The organism is Eggerthella sp. AM16-19, assembly GCF_003474385.1.
Taxonomy (GTDB): Bacteria; Actinomycetota; Coriobacteriia; order Coriobacteriales; family Eggerthellaceae; genus Senegalimassilia.
Map to the genome: position 1 here is coordinate 33,614 of NZ_QUCY01000006.1, position 16,159 is coordinate 49,772.

Consider the following 16,159-nt stretch of genomic DNA (forward strand, 5'->3'; position numbering starts at 1 on the left):
AGGGATACACGTTCGTGAAAGCGCTATTCGGCCTTCTCGACGAACAAGCCGGCGAAGGCGTTCAGGTTATTGCCCCAACGACGCTGCGCGCCCTTGGCGAAGGTCAGCGCCTCGGAGAGCGCCTCCAGCGAGATGTCGCGGCGCTCGCCGGTGGAGCGGCGCTTGATCTCGACCTTGCCCTCGGCAAGGCCGCGCTTGCCCATGACGATCTGCAGCGGCCAGCCCATCAGGTCGGCCTCGGCGAACTTCACGCCCGCGCGCTCCTTGCGGTCGTCGATGACCACTTCCAGACCCAGGCCCGCCAGCTCCTCGGCCAGCTTCTCGGCAGCGGGCTGCACCAGGTCGTCGCCGGTGGCGAGCGGCAGGATGCACACGTGCGCCGGAGCCACGGACATCGGCCAGATCATGCCGTTCTCGTCGTTATGCTGCTCGATGATAGCGGCCAGGGTACGGGACACGCCCACGCCGTAGCAACCCATGATGAACGGCTGCTCCTTGCCGTCCTTGTTCATGAAGGTGGCGTTCATGGCACGAGAGTACTTGTCGCCGAGCTGGAACACCTGCGCGACCTCGATGCCGCGTGCGCCCTTGAGCTCCATACCGCACTTCGGGCAGCAGTCGCCGGGCTTGACGGTGATGATATCGGCCCACTGATCGACCTTGAAGTCCTTGCCAAGCTGCGCGCCCACGTAGTGATAACCGTCCTCGTTTGCGCCGACGACCCACTTCGGCACCGCCTTCAGGCTGTTTGCCGCGATGACGAAGGCGCCCTCGGGCAGGCCGACCGGGCCCATGGAGCCCTTGTGCAGGCCGTAGGCCTCCATATCGTCATCGGTGAGGATGGTGAAGCCGCCGGCGGCGCGGGCGGCCTTCTCCTCGTTCACCTCATGGTCGCCGGGGACGAACAGCACGACGAGCTTGCCCTCGTCGTTCTTGCCGGAAAGCGCCTTCACGGTGGAGGATTCCGGAATACCCAGGAACTCGGCGAGCTCGGCGATGGTGTGCACGCCGGGCGTGGCCACCTTCTGCATCTCGGGCACGTCGTAGACCGTGGGGCGAGCCAGGCCCTCGCCCACCTCGTCGCTTGCGGCGTAACCGCAATCGCAGTACACGAGCGCGGACTCGCCGGCTTCGGCAAGCGCATGGAACTCACAGGTGACCGCGCCGCCGATCTGGCCGGCATCGGCCTGCACGGGACGGAACTCAAGGCCGCAACGCGCGCAGATGCGCTCGTACGCCGCGTACATCCTGTCGTACTCCTCCTGCAGCGATTTCTGCGTGTCATGGAAGCTGTAGCCGTCCTTCATGACGAACTCGCGGCTGCGCAGCAGGCCGAAGCGCGGGCGGATCTCGTCGCGGAACTTCGTCTGGATCTGATACATGTTCAGCGGCAGCTGCTTGTAAGAGCGCAGCTCGGCGCGCACGAGCGCGGTGATAAGCTCCTCGTGGGTGGGGCCGAGGCAGAACTCGTGGTCGTGACGGTCGTTGAGGCGCATGCGCTCGGGGCCGTACGCATCGGCGCGGCCGGACTCCTGCCACAGCTCCTCGGGTTGCAGCATGGGCATGCGGATCTCCTGGGCGCCGCATGCGTCCATCTCCTCGCGCACGATGTTCTCGATCTTGGTCAGCACGCGCTTGCCCAGGGGCAGAAACGTGTAGATGCCGGCAGCGGTCTTGCGGATGAAGCCGGCGCGCAGCAGCAGCTTATGGCTGGCGATCTCGGCATCGGTGGGATCTTCCTTGAGCGTGGGAGCGTACAGGGCGTTCATGCGCGTGATGTTGGCGTTGTTCATTTACAGGTCCTTTATCTCTTCCAGTAAAGCGTCGACGATGGCGCCTTCTTCCACTTTTCGAACGGTTTGGCCGTGGCGGAACACCACGCCCACGCCCTTGCCGCAGGCCACGCCGATGTCGGCGTCGGCGGCCTCGCCCGGCCCGTTGACGACGCAGCCCATGACGGCCACCTTCAACGGCTTATCCAGGTCGGCGATGCGCCGCTCCACTTCCTGCGCCAGCCCGATCAGGTCGACCTGGCACCTTCCGCAGGTGGGGCAGCTGATCAGCTCGGGGTTGCGGCGGCGCAGGTCGAGCGCGCCGAGCAGCGACCAGCAGGCGCGCATTTCCGTGACCGGGTCGTCGGTGAGCGAGATGCGCATGGTGTCCCCGATGCCCTGCTCGAGCAGAATGCCCAGGCCGGAAGCGCTTTTGATGACGCCTTGGAACGTGGTGCCCGCCTCGGTGACGCCGATATGCAGTGGGATATGCGGGATCTCGCGTGCCAGTTTGCGGTACGTGCGCACCGTGGTCATGACATCGTGGGCCTTTGCGCTGACCACCAGGTCGTGAAAGCCGCGGCCTTCGCAGTATTCCACATACTGGCGCGCGGAGGCGGCCAGCTTCTCGGGAAGCGAAAGATCGTTGCGCTCGGCCAGCGCCTGGTCGAGCGAGCCGGCGTTCACGCCGATGCGGATGGGAATGCCTGCCTGCCCGGCGGCGTCGAGCACGGCATCGGTTTTCGCCAAGCCGCCGATGTTGCCGGGATTGATGCGCAGCTTCGCCGCGCCGCGGCGCGCCGCCTCGATGGCGATGGTCGCATCGAAGTGCACGTCGGCCACGACGGGCAAAGGCGATTCCTCGCACACGGCCTGGAACGTGTCCAGGCAGCTGCGGCGCGGAACGGCCATGCGCACGACCTCGCAGCCGGCATCGGCCAGCTGCTGGATCTGCGCGAGGTTGGCCTGCGCGTCATCGGCCGGGGCGTTGAGCATGGACTGCACCACCACGGGAGCGCCACCGCCAAGCGCCACGTTACCCACGTGCACCTGGCGCGTTTTCTGATTGGGACGCATAGCGTCCTGCGGCAACGGGCAAGCCGCGGCCCCCGAAGGAGCCGCGGCGCACGCGTTGCCCATGTTCTCATTAGTTTCCATAGCGGCTATTCTACCAGCGTAGCGCCCCTCGTTGGCGAAACGTATACAAGCAACAGGCGAAGAAAAAGCCGGCAAGGGGGCGAGCACCCTGCCGGCTTACGCGATACACGGGACGGAAGTGTAGCCTCCTATTGCCCAAAGAACGTCCCCGAGATGATGCGCTGCACATCCTGATTGACCATGACCAGGAAAAACATCAGGAACAATGCCATGCCGGCGGCGCTCATGGCGTTCATGGCGCGCATGGAGACCACCTTGTTCGACAGCTTCTGGAACACCTCGACGACGAAGCGGCCGCCGTCGAGCGGCGGGATGGGCAGCAGGTTCATGATGCCCAGCGATACCGAGATCATGGCCATGAACTGCATGAACGGCACCAAGCCCGCATCGGCGAACTGCTTCGACATCACGGCGATGCCCACCACCGAAGACGAATCCGACACCGTTTGCGCCGCTGTTGCCGGGTTGAACAGGTCTGCAACCGCCTGCACGACCATACCGATGTACGTGAAGCCCGCCACGATGGCGCGACCCGGGTCCACCGTCATGTGCGTCACCTCGCCCGATTGCATCCGCACATCGAAGCCTATGACGCTGAACAGCACCACGAACACCAGCATGGCGAACAGCAGGTTAACCGCGATGCCCGCCAGCAAGATGACCGAGCGCTTCCAAAACGGCAGGCTGCGGTATTGCTGCCGATACTCGCTCTCGAACAGCGCATGGGCATCCTCGACCGGGCGCGCCTGCCCCTCGGCATAGCGTTGCGGCGCGGGCTTGCCTGCTTCAAGCGCCACGCAAATCTGCTTCTTGGATGGGATGGCCTCTGCGGCGCGATACGTGTTGTACTCGTCCTTCTTCGTGGGACCGGTGCAGCTTCCCCAGTCCACCAGCTCATCGAGCGCCTTGAGCGCATCCTCATCGGGAATGCCGCAATCGCGGGCGATATCCTCCATGTTCGCCGTACCCCGATGGTACAGCGCCGCCAGCACCGGCTCCAGATGCGGGCTCATCTCGCCCGGCTCCATGCCGCACACGCGTGCATAACCGCCCAGCAAGATGGGCGTGACGCCGAACTTCGTACCCCATTTCTTGAAGCCGATGTTGGGGCCCGGCATGCCCAGCATGAACTCGGTGACGCGCACGCCAAAGGCGCGCGACGCCAGATAGTGGCCGCCTTCGTGGATGACCACCAGAATACCCAGCACGATGGTGCAGTACAAGATCATGAGGATGACGTTCAACAACGGGCTCCTTGCCTTAGCTGCGGACATACGACGAAGCGGGACTTCGCTTGACAGCCCCGCGCGTTGGAATCCGTCTCATTATAAAAAGAGGTTCCGCCCCGTTACCGAAGCGGAACCATAACCACACGATGCACGCTATTGACAGCGTGCGAACCTTAACGCACCGACTTGCGGGCGGTTTCGCGGGCCCATGCGTCAAGCGCCTGCAGCTGCTCGAGGCTTTCCACCTTCTGCACGCCCTCGCGCTCGTGCGCGTCCATGACGGCCTCCACGCACTCGGCGATGCCCAGGTAGCTGCCCTGCTCCGCCAAAAACGCCGCCACCGCCACCTCGTTGGCGGCGTTCATGACGCACGGCAGCGTTCCGCCAACGCCGCCGGCGTGGCGGGCAAGTTCCAAGCAGCGGAACGTGTCGGTGTCGGCCGGGGCGAACTCCAGGCTTCCCAGCTTGGTGAAATCCAAGGGCTCGACGGGCGCTTCCCAGCGCTGCGGATAGCTGAGCGCGAACTGGATGGGAATGCGCATATCGGTGGTGCCCAGATGCGCCTTCACGCTGCCGTCGGTGAACTCCACCATGGAGTGGATGGCGCTTTGCGGTTGGACAACCACGCTGATCTTGTCGTAGGGCATGTTGAACAGATGATGCGCCTCAATGACCTCCAAGCCCTTGTTCATAAGCGTGGACGAATCGATGGAGATCTTCGCGCCCATGTTCCACGTGGGATGGTTCAGCGCCTGAGCAGGGGTGATGCCCTCAAGATCGGCGCGCTTCCTGCCACGGAACGGGCCGCCAGAGGCCGTAACCCACAAGCGGGAGACCTCTCGCTCGGATTCGCCCAGCAGGCATTGGTAAATGGCACCGTGCTCGGAGTCGATGGGCATGAGGGCGCCCGCCGGGCCCACCGCGGGGGCCGTGCCCGCCGTGCGACGCTGCGCATCCACCTGCGCCGCCAGTGGCATGATCAAATCGCCGCCCACCACCAGGCTTTCCTTGTTCGCCAATGCAAGGACCTTGCCCGCACGCAGCGTTTCGTAGCTTGCGCGCAAGCCGGCAGCGCCTACCAGCGCGTTGACCACCACGTCCGCCTCGGGCAGACGCACCAGGTCCACCACGGCGTCCATGCCGAAACCCCACACGCCTTGGGCGCCGGCCTGCTCGCGCACCTCGGACGCGATCGACTGGTCTGCCAAGCGCTCATCGCCCACGGCAAGGTTGCGCACGTTATGGGCGCGCGCCTGCGCAAGCATATCGCCTACGCGCGTGTTCACCGCCAAGCCGACGATCTCCAGCTCGTCGGAATGCTGCCGAACCACGTCGACCGTTTGCGTCCCGATGGAGCCCGTGGAGCCGAGAACAACGATGCGTTTCATGAAAGCCTCCGATCATCTGCGAATACAACTCGAGCCAACGCCGCAAGAACGTTGGCTCGTTCGATTTACCAGCTAAAGGGGATGCACCCGCCCGCCACCAACAAGATGGCAGAGGCGACCGCCACTAAAAACAGGCTGTCGCAACGGTCGAGCAGGCCGCCATGGCCCGGCAGCAGCTTGCCGGAATCCTTGAAGCCCACGTTGCGCTTGATGCGGCTTTCGGCCAAATCGCCGAGCACGCCGCACAGGCCGCTGATCACGCCGAACGCCATTGCCATGGGAATGCCCAGGTTCAGCCCGGGGATAAGCGTGAACAGGCACCAGAACAGCGCCGACCCAACCAAGCCTGCGAAAAAGCCCTCCCAGCTTTTCTTCGGCGACACGCGCGGCGCCAGCTTATGCTTGCCGAACTTGCTGCCGACCAGGTAGGCGAAAGAGTCGTTCGCCCACACGCTGAAGAAGATGCCGAGCACCAACACGCCGCCCCACGGATGCGGCAGCGCCTGGCGAACCACCACCAAGCCGGAAAGCAGCATGCCGCAATACGCCGCGCCGAAGAAGCTGACGCCCACATCGGGGATACGCGCGCGCATCCAGAACACATACCACACGATAAGCGCCAGCAACAGCACGAGACTGACCATAAGCGCGCCCGACAACCCGAAGAAGTGCACGCTGAGCGGATAGAGCGCCGCCGCCACGATGCCGAGCATCTCGTTTGGCAGCTTCGCATCGGCGCGCAGCATGTAGTAGAACTCCCCCGCGCATACCGCAGCGGTGGCGGACAGCAAGGCCAGCGTGGTCCATTCGCTCGCAAGGATGCACAGCACGGAGACGGTAACGTATATGAACCCCGTGCGGAAACGAACCTGCAGGTCAGAAGCGTTCTTGAACTTCTGCGGCGTTTTCCGGTACGCGAAATCCTTCAAGCGCTCGCCGCGCGAGCGCTCTTCCGCGCACCGCTGCTCGCCGCCTTGCGGATCCTCGGACATCTATTTCACCGCCCCGAAGCGCCTATCTCGGGATTGGAACTCCAGCAGACAGCGCAATAACTCGTAGCGGTCGAAATCAGGCCAGAGCACGTCGGTGGCCACGAACTCGGAATAGGCGACCTGCCACAGCAGGTAGTTCGACAGGCGCATCTCGCCGGACGTGCGGATGACCACTTCAGGGTCGGGGATGCCGACCGTGTACAACCCCTCGGCGAACTCGGCCTCCGTCAGCGGCGCGGTGGGGTCGCCTCCCTCGGCCGCCGTTGCCAGCGCCCGGCGCACGCACGCCTCGGCGGCATGCAGAATCTCCTGCCGCGAGCCGTAGTTCACCGCAACGACCAAGGTCATGCCCGTGTTGCCACGCGTTTTCAGCCATGCTTCCTCGAAAGCCTCGCGCGTTTCGGCGGGCAAGGCCGAAAGGTCGCCGATGGTGCGCACGCGCACGTTCTCCTCATGCAGGCCATCGACCTCGGCCAGCATGGTCTTGGCGAACAGGTCCATCAGGCCAACGACCTCTTCCTGAGGGCGCTTCCAGTTCTCCGTGGAGAACGAATAGATGGTCAGATAGCGAACACCCAGGTCGGAGGCACACCGAATGGTCTCGCGCACCGCCTCGATGCCGGCCTTGTGGCCCTTCAGGCGATTCAGCGCGCGCTTCTTCGCCCAACGGCCGTTGCCGTCCATGATAACGGCGACATGCTCGGGGATCGCCCGTGGGTCGAGGGCAGCAGGGTCCAGGCCCTTGGGCGGATTCGGGAATATGTAATCAAGCGTCTTGTTCATGGGCAGCCTCTTACATAAGGGAAAAGCCAACCGGCGGGGAAACCGCCGGCTGGCACTAGGGAAACGCTCATAAGAGCCGGATGGCGCAACCCGGTTGCGAACCAGGGTTGCGAGGAGATCGGAGATGCGTTGGACGAAAGCAGGAGCCGCTCCCCCATCGTCGACCCGGCCGCGCAGACTGGCAGTAGCCAGCCGCGCCCACACAAGCCATGAGCGCACGATGCGCCAGGACCCGCAGCTCCGAGCAACGGATTCGCCGGCAGGCGAACGCCGCTCCTAGATCTCCATGACCTCGGCTTCCTTCTTCTTGAACACCGCGTCGACTTCGGCGACGTACTTGTCAGTGAGCTTCTGGATCTCAGCCTCGGCGCGGCGCTGCTCGTCCTCGGGAAGGTTGTCTTCCTTGACGGACTTGGCAACGTGGCTGTTGCCGTCGCGGCGGGCGTTGCGGATGGCCACGCGGGCCTCCTCGGCGTACTCCTTGCACTGCTTCACGAGCTCGCGGCGGCGATCCTCGGTGAGCGCGGGGAACGGCAGGCGGATGACCGAGCCGTCGTTGTTCGGCGTGACGCCCAGGTCGCTTTCCATGATGGCGTGCTCGATGGCACCCAGGACGCCCTTGTCCCAAGGCTCGATGACCAGCATATGAGCGTCGGGCGTTTTCACGCCCGCCATCTGGTTGATGGGCGTGGGGACGCCGTAGTAGTCCACCTTGATGCGGTCGAGCACCATGGCGTTGGCGCGGCCCGTGCGAACGGTGCCGAAGGCGTTGTGCAGGCCGTTCACGGCGCGCTGCATCTTCTCCTCGGTTTCAAGCATGATCTCGTCGATCATTTCGGTTCCTTTCCCTTGAGCGCCCGCCCTGCCCGGGCGACGCGGAAGACGTTACTACTCTACGGTGGTTCCGACGTCCTCGCCCTTCAGCGCACGGGCGATGTTGCCCTGCACCGTGAGGTCGAACACGATCATGGGAACCTTGTTGTCCATGCACAGGCTGGTGGCCGTGGAGTCCATGACATTGAGCCCCTGCGAGAGAACCTCCATGTAGCTGATGCGATCGTAGCGCTTCGCATCGGGGTTCTTCACGGGGTCGGAATCGTAGACGCCATCGACCTTCGTGGCCTTCATGAGCACGTCGACGTCCAGCTCGCAGGCGCGCAGCGCCGCGGTGGTGTCGGTGGTGAAGTAGGGGTTGCCCGTGCCGGCGGCCAGGATGACCACGCGGCCCTTCTCCATGTGGCGGATGGCGCGGCGACGGATGTAGGGCTCGGACACTTCCTGCATGTTGATGGCGCTCTGCACGCGGCTGAAGATGCCGTGGCGCTCGAAGGCGTCCTGCAGCGCCAGCGCGTTCATGACCGTGGCCAGCATGCCGATGTAGTCCGCCTGGGCGCGGTCCATGCCGTCGGTTGCGCCGGAGACGCCGCGGAAGATGTTGCCGCCGCCCACCACGATGGCAAGCTGGACGCCATCATGCACCACGTCGGCGATCTCGTCGGCCAGGGAATCGACCACCTTCGGATCGATGCCGTAACCAAGGTCGCCTGCCAGCGCCTCGCCGGACAACTTCAGCAGCACGCGCTTGTATCGGTATTCCTCGGCCATATGCAACCTCCCGGTTAAATCGTAAAGCGTTTTAAGCTTCCCTATCTTACCTGAAAACGGAAACGGCCGCCCATCGGGGCAGCCGTTTCCAGGCTTTTCACGCAAAGGACAAACGAGCAGGGGCTAGGCCTTCTCGATGCCGTCGGCGTTGATGACCGCGGCGGGATCGCTGTACATATCGCGATCGAGGCCGCCGGTGAAGTTGGACGACGTGACGCCGGCCACCATGGAGTCGCTGACGTTGAGGGCGGTACGGCCCATGTCGATGAGCGGCTCGACGGATGCCATCAGGCCCACGATCTCGATGGGCAGGCCCATGGTGCCCAGCACGATGAGGCTGGCGAAAGTGGCGCCGCCGCCCACGCCGGCAACGCCGAACGAGCTGATGACGATGACGGCGATCAGACCGATGACCCATGTGGGATCGAACACGTTGATTCCCACGGTGGGGGCGATGAGCGTGGCCATCATGGCCGGGTAGATGCCCGCGCAGCCGTTCTGGCCGATGGACATGCCGAAGCTTGCCGCGAAGTTGGCCGTCGCCGGATCGACGCCGAGCGCCTTGGACTGCGTCTCGATGTTCATGGGAAGGGCGCCGGCGCTGGTGCGCGACACGAACGCGAACGAGAGCACGGGGAAGGCCTTCTTAAGGTACGTGATAGGGCTGACGCGGTTGCCGGCCAGGATAAGCAGGTGCACCAGGAACATGGCGATGATGGCCACGTAGCTGAAGATGATGAACTTGCCCAGGTCGAGGATGGCGGCGTAATCGCTGGTGGCGGTCACGTTCGCGATCAGGGCGAGCACGCCGTAGGGGGTAAGGCCCACGACCATCTTCACGATGCACATGACGATGCCGTACAGGCTATCGATGAGGTTGCTGAAGAACTGCGCCTGCTCGGAATCACGGTCGCGCAGCTTCAGGTAGGCCAGGCCCACGATAGCGGAGAAGATGACCACGGCGATGGTGGACGTGGAGCGCGTGCCGGCAAGGTCGGCGAACACGTTGACGGGGATCATGGACAGAACGGTCTGCGGGATGGTGGTATCGGCGACCTTGTCCTGACGCGTCTGCAGGGCGTCGAGCTTGGTTGCGTCAACGCTGCCCTGCGTGAAGTCCGCCCCGGCAAGGCCCGACAAGGCGATGGTCGCCCAGCCGAACAGCGCCGCGATGGCCACCGTGATCAGCAGGACGGCAAGCACCGATCCGCCGATCTTGCCCAGGTTGTCGACGGCCTTCGTGCGCGTGAACGCGCCGACGATGGCAACGAACACCAGCGGCATGACCAGCATGCGCAGAAGATCGATGTAGCCGGTTCCCACCAGCGACATCCAGTCGAGCGCGGTGGTGGCGGCGTCGCTGCCGCGGCCCAGCGCCAGCTGGATGCCCGCGCCCAGCACAATGCCCATGCCCAAGGCCGTGAACACGCGGAACGTGAAGCTTTTATCCTTCGCCTTCAGATAACGCAGCACCGCGATGAGCGCCGCGAAGATGACCAGCACGGCAAGCACCGGCCCCAATACGTCGAACGACATGTCTCTCGTCTCCCTTTTCCGTTTCGAAGCGATACGACGGGCGGGCGAACCACCGGGAAACGCACCCGGGAGCACTCGCCCGCCCGTCGCAGCTCCTGCTTACAGCGTGTCGTTAATTATGCGCCTACTTTACCTAGTAGTGCAATGGGCTTACTACGATATTTTCAGGCAGCTGGCTATCGGTCAAACCGCATGCGGAGCGACCCGCCTCATGAAAGGCAGCGGCTCTGCCGACCTGCTCATGAATGGTAACCGGCCACGATGGGCGCAAACGTCCAAAAAATGGGAACGGCCCCAAAACAGGGGCCGTTCCCGCGGGAAAAGGGAAAAGGAAAGGAAAAGGGGCTTTCGGCCCCACGCGAGGTGCGCGGATCGCTCACCTCGCGTGGGGCCGCTCGGCGTTTAATCGAGCGGCCCGTAAAGACCGCAGCTGCTAGGCCGCGTCGTTCTTGCTGGAAGACCCGCTGTTATTCAGCAGGCGCTTGAGCATCTCGCTGGAGCTGCTGCTGGAGTTCTGCTGCGTGGATGCGGATTGGGATGACTCATCGGAGCCAAGCGTGACCTCGATTTGCTTCGTGTCGCCATTTCGGTTGACCTCCAGCGTGACCTTGTCGCCAGGGTTCTTCGAGCGCACATCGAGCATCAGGTCGCTTGCGGAGCTGACGGAGTTGCCATCGAACTTCGTGACGATGTCGCCTTCCTCAAGACCGGCCTCGGCAGCCCCGGAGCCGCTGTTGACGGCGGAGATGTAGGCGCCGCTATCGACCTTCAGGCCATAGCGCTTCGCGTTCTGCGAGTTGACCGTGGAAAGGGATACGCCCAACTGCGCGTGCGTGGGGGTTTTGCCCTCGATGATCTGCTGCGCGATGTTGACCGCGTAGTTCACCGGGATGGCGAATCCGACGCCCGAGTAGTTGCCGGAATACGAGGTGATCAGCGTGTTGATGCCGATGAGCTTGCCGTTTGAATCCACCAGGGCGCCGCCGGAGTTGCCCGGGTTGATGGCCGCGTCGGTCTGGATCATGTTCGGGTAAATGGTGTAGCCGCCGGACTGGGACGACGACCCGCCGTAACCGTACCCATAGCCGTCGCTGCCACCGCCGCTTTCGGAGTTGCTCATGATCTGCGAACGGCTGGTGGCCGACACGATGCCGGTTGCCACGGACTGCTCGAGGCCGAACGGGCTGCCGATGGACATGACCCACTCGCCGATGGTCAGGTTGTCGGAATCGCCGATCTCGACGGGGGTCAGGCCGCTGGCATTGCGCAGCTTGATGACGGCGATGTCGCTGGACTCGTCGGTGCCCACCACATCGGCGTCGTACTCCTCGCCGCCCACGGTGACCTTCAAGGCATCGGCACCCGCAACCACATGGTTGTTCGTGACGATGTAGCCGTCCTCGGAAAGCACCACGCCGCTGCCCAGGGAGCTCTCGGTAAGCGTTCCGGAGCTTGACGTGCTGCGGCCGAACATGTCGGTGGAGGCTTGCGCCGTGTACACGTCGATGGCTGCCACCGAGGGCAGGCACTTCTGCGCCACGGCCTCGGGCAGCGTGTCATCGGTTGACTGGGCCTGGATCTCGGTGTTCGTGGACGCACCGAGCGTAACGCTGCCGCCCGAAGGGGCCCCCGTCACGTTCTGATACACGGTGAAGCCGCCGAACGCGATGACGCAGGCAAGCGCCGCACCGGCGAACGCGGTGCCGAACGTGCGGCCGGAAGAGGTTTTGCGAGGATTTTGAGCATCGACCACCGGCTGCGTATAGGAGTGCTGATAGCCGGGCTGCTGGTAGCCCTGCGCGGGCGGGATCGGCTGCCCAGGCTGCTGACCGGGCTGGCCGTAGCCGTTTTGGTTGTTGAACTGATCGGTCATGGCGTTCTCCTTGCTATCGGAGGCGCAGGGCCCTTATCGCCCTGCGTTTTGTTTGACAGGGCAACCTTACCACGCCACGGCCTTCCTCGACGGCGCTTGCACCGTTTCGTCACCCGCACGTCACTGAATTACATCCCCTGGTGTACGGTTTGCGGACCGCAAAACACCGAAGCGCCGACGCGCGCACGCGGCATTCCGAACCTTGCGCTATCCTATCCAGCGTGAATCGATGCGCCCAAACGGCGGACGGCGAAGCGCCCGGGCACGCCGCCAGCGGCCCGCCCGGCAAGACGGCGAAGCGAAGAAGGAGACGCGAACCCCGTGATGCAATTGGTAAAGGATATGGCCTTTTTGGTGAATCACCTGATGGACGAGCGGGGCGCGGGGAGCAAGCACGTTGAGCCGCAAGAGGACCCGCGCTGGTTCATGGAGCAGTGGGAGCAGTTCCGCGCGCTGGTGAACACGCGCGAGCCGAAGCCCGCTTCGCCGGAGTTTCTGAAGGTGCAGGACCGCGTTCTCCAGCTCATGGTTGCCGAACCGGGCATCACCGAAGCCGACGAGCTTGCGCGCACCGCCTCCGACCCGCGCCTGAGCATCTGGCGCGGGGACATCACGGCCCTGCGCTGCGACGCCATCGTCAACGCCGCGAACAGCGCGCTTCTGGGCTGCTGGATTCCCGGGCACCTGTGCATCGACAACGCCATCCACACCTTCGCCGGCGTGCAGCTGCGCCTGAAGTGCGCGCAGATCATGCGGGAACAAGGCTACGAGGAGCCGGTCGGCCGCGCGAAGGTCACGCCCGCCTACAACCTTCCCTCGCATAACATCATCCACACGGTCGGCCCCATGACGAAAGGAAAACCGACGCTTGAACAGCGCAAACAACTGACGCAGTACTATATCAGCTGCCTGGATGCGGCATGTGCGGCGAAGGCGAAGTCGGTGGCGTTCTGCTGCATCTCCACCGGCGTGTTCGGGTTCCCGCAGCAGGAGGGCGCACAGACCGCCGTGCAAGCGGTGAAGGCGTGGCTGAACTCTCGCGCCGCCGACGAGCCCGGCGCCGACATGCACGTCATCTTCGACGTGTACACCGAGCAGGACGAGAACTTCTACCGCGCGATCCTCGGCGAAGACGAGAAGCCCGAGAGCGACACGGAGGAGTAGGCCCTCCGCTATCGCCTTACCACGCCCCGCGAATCGAGGCTATAGCAGCACGCTCAACGCAACAGCCGCCGCCGCGATCGCAACTGCCACGGCAAGCGCCGCGAAGTCGATGCCTGCGAACGGGTACTCCTTGAAGCCGCTTTCCCGGGTTCGCAGATTGAAGCCTCGCACCTCGGCGGCGATGGCGGCGCTGTTGGTCTTGCGCACCGACGACACCAGCAGCGGAACGCACAGCGGCATCATCAGGCGGGCCTTCTTCAAGACGCCGCCGTCGAACTCCACGCCGCGCGCGGTCTGCGCCTCCATGATGCCCGCCATATCGTTCATGAACACGGGGATGAAATGCACGGTGGACATGAACGTGAACGCATACTTATACGGCACGTGCAGCACCTTGACCAGCGCATTCGCCATGTCGGTGAGCTTGGTCACGTAGAACACCAGGAACAGCGGCACCGCGCACGCGACCAGCCGCACCACGATGAGCACCGCCGCGGCAACGCTCCCCGTGCCGATGTAGCCCCACGGCAGCTGCGCCAGCACATCGCCTTGCGGCGTGAACAGCAGCGCGATCAGCGCCAACACCAGCGAGAACAGCGCCACGGCCTTCGCCAGGCCCAGCGTTTGCGAAACCATCTTGCATTGCACGGCGAGCACCGCATCAAGCACGATCACCAACGCCAGCAGCACAAGGTTGCTGGTGGCGAAGCAGGCGATCACCAGCAGAAACGCCGCCGCCAGTTTCGCTACCGGGTTCATTCGGTGCAGCAGGCTGTCGCCCGGCACGTATTCCAGGAAGCCCTTCATCGCGCACCCGTCCTTTCGCAAGCGCCCGCCGCAGAGGCAAGCGCATCGGTCATCTCGTCAAGCGTATCCGCCAGCGCCGCCGGCGATGACGCCACCACGGCGCCGTCCTTGACCAAACGCAGCGACACGTCCACCATCTGCGGCGGCAGCAGATGCGTGCGCGCCAGCACGTCGCGGTCGCGCAGCACGGCGAACGTTTCGCCGTCGGCAACCACCTGACCTGCGGTCATGGCGATCACCCGCTTAGCGTAGTCGGCCACCACCTCCATGTCGTGGCACACCATGATCACCGTGGTGCCGCGAGCGTTCAGCTCGGCGATGACGTCCATCACCTTGGCGCACTCGCGGAAATCAAGGCCGGTGGTCGGCTCGTCGAGCACCACCACGGGCGGCTCCATCACGATGATCGACGCCAGCGCCAACAGTTGGCGCGTGCCGCGGTTGAGCAGAAACGGCTCGGCGTCGCCGTCGAAGCCGAACCGCTCTATCATCGCATCCACCTTCGCCTCGGCCTCGGCGTCGGCGCGCCCTTGCGCGCGGAAACCGAACAGCAGCTCCTCGCGCACGGTGGAGCAGCAGATCTGGCGATCGGGGTTTTGGAACAGGAAGCCCACCTTCGCGGCAAGCTGGCTGGTGCGCAGCTGCGTGGTGGACACGCCATCGATGAGGACCTGGCCCGACGAAGGCTTCAACAGGCCGTTGATCAGGCGCATCGTGGTTGATTTGCCCGCACCGTTCGTGCCCACGAACGCGACGAAATCGCCATCGGGGATGCGAAAGCTCACATCGCGCAGGATGGGCAGCTCGCCATCGTACGATGCGCTCGCGTTCTTGAACTCGATCATGCCGAAGCTCCTTCCCCGCTTAAAACCCGCTTGCACACCCCGACTGCCTCGTCGACGTTGCGCGCTGCCGGCGCATCCACCAGGCCCCGTGCACGCAACCGGTTCACCAAGCTGGTGGAGCGCGGGCAATTCACGCCGATCTCCAACAGCTCGTCAGAATGCTCGAGCACCTCGGCGGGCGTTCCCTGGAAGCGAACCTTGCCGCCGTCCACGATAAGCAGCATGTCGGCGAAATCGGACAGCAGCGCGATCTTCTGCTCCACTACGATGACCGTGGTGCCGTTTTCCCGGGCGTAGCGCGCCAGCAGTTCGAACACCGCCAGCGACGATGCCGGGTCCAGCTCGGCCGTCGGCTCATCGAGCACCAGCACGCGCGGCTTCAGCGCGATGACCGACGCCACCGCCACCTTCTGCTTCTGGCCGCCGGAAAGCTCGGCGATACCGCGATGGCGCAGATCGGAGATTCCCATGGCCTCCAGCGCCTCGCTGATACGGCCTTCCACCTGGTCTTTCGGCACGCCGAAGTTCTCAAGGCCGTATAGCACCTCGTCCTCGACCACCGACGACACCATCTGCGAGTCGATGTCCTGGCACACGCTACCGACCAGGCGGCTGATGTCGGTCAACGACGCTTCGCACGTATCCAACCCGTCAATGGTCACGCTGCCGTAGAAATCACCGGGATAGCAGTGCGGGATGATGCCGTTGAACGCATACGTGAGCGTGGACTTTCCGCTGCCCGCGGCGCCGGTGATTCCCACGAACGAGCCTTCGGGGATGGCAAGGTCGATGCCGTGCAGGATAGGCTCGGCCCCCTCTCGATAGCGAAACGACAAGTTCGAAACCTCGATCATGGGAAACCCTTTCAAGCAGAAAGCGAACAGGTGGGAAGCGGGAACTCGCAAGTAAAATCTCAAGCCAGAGGTCAAGCAAAGTCAGCGAGGGCGCCTGTGGTGCCTTGAATTCGACTGAATCTAGCGGGCATTGGCCTTCGGGCCGTGCCCGCG

The 16,159-nt window shown here is 64.1% G+C and carries 14 protein-coding genes; 1 reads left to right on the forward strand and 13 read right to left on the reverse strand.

Translation table 11 applies throughout. The features are described from left to right. Positions 1-23: 23 nt before the first annotated feature. The 10 genes from DW178_RS03595 to DW178_RS03640 all read right to left on the reverse strand — a co-directional run bounded on the left by DW178_RS03595 (position 24) and on the right by DW178_RS03640 (position 12,336). Positions 24-1,793 carry a proline--tRNA ligase gene (locus DW178_RS03595; protein ID WP_118349737.1) on the reverse strand — a complete coding sequence of 590 codons (1,770 nt, stop codon included), beginning with the start codon at positions 1,791-1,793 and terminating at the stop codon, positions 24-26. Further along, positions 1,794-2,849 (reverse strand): flavodoxin-dependent (E)-4-hydroxy-3-methylbut-2-enyl-diphosphate synthase, encoded by a 1,056-nt coding sequence (gene ispG / locus DW178_RS03600; RefSeq protein WP_118349777.1) that lies wholly within the window; start codon positions 2,847-2,849, stop codon positions 1,794-1,796. A gap of 209 nt (positions 2,850-3,058) precedes the next feature. After that, a complete protein-coding gene (locus DW178_RS03605) occupies positions 3,059-4,174 on the reverse strand; it encodes a site-2 protease family protein (RefSeq protein WP_118349738.1) in 1,116 nt (371 codons plus the stop codon). A 158-nt stretch (positions 4,175-4,332) separates the two neighbouring features. Further along, positions 4,333-5,547, reverse strand: a complete 1,215-nt coding sequence (gene dxr, locus DW178_RS03610) for a 1-deoxy-D-xylulose-5-phosphate reductoisomerase (protein ID WP_118349739.1) — start codon at positions 5,545-5,547, stop codon at positions 4,333-4,335. Positions 5,548-5,612: 65 nt separating this feature from the next. Continuing rightward, a complete protein-coding gene (locus DW178_RS03615; protein WP_118349740.1) occupies positions 5,613-6,539 on the reverse strand; it encodes a phosphatidate cytidylyltransferase in 927 nt (308 codons plus the stop codon). Beyond that, the gene (gene uppS / locus DW178_RS03620; protein WP_118349741.1) at positions 6,540-7,322 is read right to left on the reverse strand and encodes an undecaprenyl pyrophosphate synthase; all 783 of its coding nucleotides are present in this window, start codon (positions 7,320-7,322) and stop codon (positions 6,540-6,542) included. A gap of 276 nt (positions 7,323-7,598) precedes the next feature. After that, positions 7,599-8,156, reverse strand: a complete 558-nt coding sequence (gene frr, locus DW178_RS03625) for a ribosome recycling factor (RefSeq protein WP_042436877.1) — start codon at positions 8,154-8,156, stop codon at positions 7,599-7,601. Positions 8,157-8,210: 54 nt separating this feature from the next. Further along, positions 8,211-8,927: a UMP kinase gene (gene pyrH / locus DW178_RS03630; RefSeq protein WP_042436881.1), complete on the reverse strand. Its 717-nt coding sequence runs from the start codon at positions 8,925-8,927 to the stop codon at positions 8,211-8,213. Positions 8,928-9,050: 123 nt separating this feature from the next. Continuing rightward, complete coding sequence (locus DW178_RS03635; protein ID WP_118349742.1) at positions 9,051-10,463, reverse strand: L-cystine transporter; 1,413 nt, start codon at positions 10,461-10,463, stop codon at positions 9,051-9,053. Positions 10,464-10,896: 433 nt separating this feature from the next. Further along, complete coding sequence (locus DW178_RS03640; RefSeq protein ID WP_118349743.1) at positions 10,897-12,336, reverse strand: S1C family serine protease; 1,440 nt, start codon at positions 12,334-12,336, stop codon at positions 10,897-10,899. A gap of 324 nt (positions 12,337-12,660) precedes the next feature. Between DW178_RS03640 and DW178_RS03645 the strand changes: the two genes are divergently transcribed. After that, the gene (locus DW178_RS03645; protein WP_118349744.1) at positions 12,661-13,500 is read left to right on the forward strand and encodes a protein-ADP-ribose hydrolase; all 840 of its coding nucleotides are present in this window, start codon (positions 12,661-12,663) and stop codon (positions 13,498-13,500) included. Positions 13,501-13,539: 39 nt separating this feature from the next. Here DW178_RS03645 and DW178_RS03650 read toward each other — a convergent pair whose 3' ends face one another. Genes DW178_RS03650 through DW178_RS03660 form a run of 3 tightly spaced genes read right to left on the reverse strand, consistent with a single transcriptional unit; the run spans position 13,540 to position 16,006 of the window. Further along, positions 13,540-14,307: an energy-coupling factor transporter transmembrane component T family protein gene (locus DW178_RS03650; protein ID WP_118349745.1), complete on the reverse strand. Its 768-nt coding sequence runs from the start codon at positions 14,305-14,307 to the stop codon at positions 13,540-13,542. Beyond that, complete coding sequence (locus tag DW178_RS03655) at positions 14,304-15,152, reverse strand: energy-coupling factor ABC transporter ATP-binding protein (RefSeq protein WP_118349746.1); 849 nt, start codon at positions 15,150-15,152, stop codon at positions 14,304-14,306. Before DW178_RS03655 ends, DW178_RS03650 begins: the two co-directional genes overlap by 4 nt. Then, entirely contained in the window at positions 15,149-16,006 is an 858-nt protein-coding gene (locus tag DW178_RS03660) for an energy-coupling factor ABC transporter ATP-binding protein (protein ID WP_118349747.1), read from the reverse strand. Before DW178_RS03660 ends, DW178_RS03655 begins: the two co-directional genes overlap by 4 nt. Between the last annotated feature and the right edge of the window lie 153 nt (positions 16,007-16,159).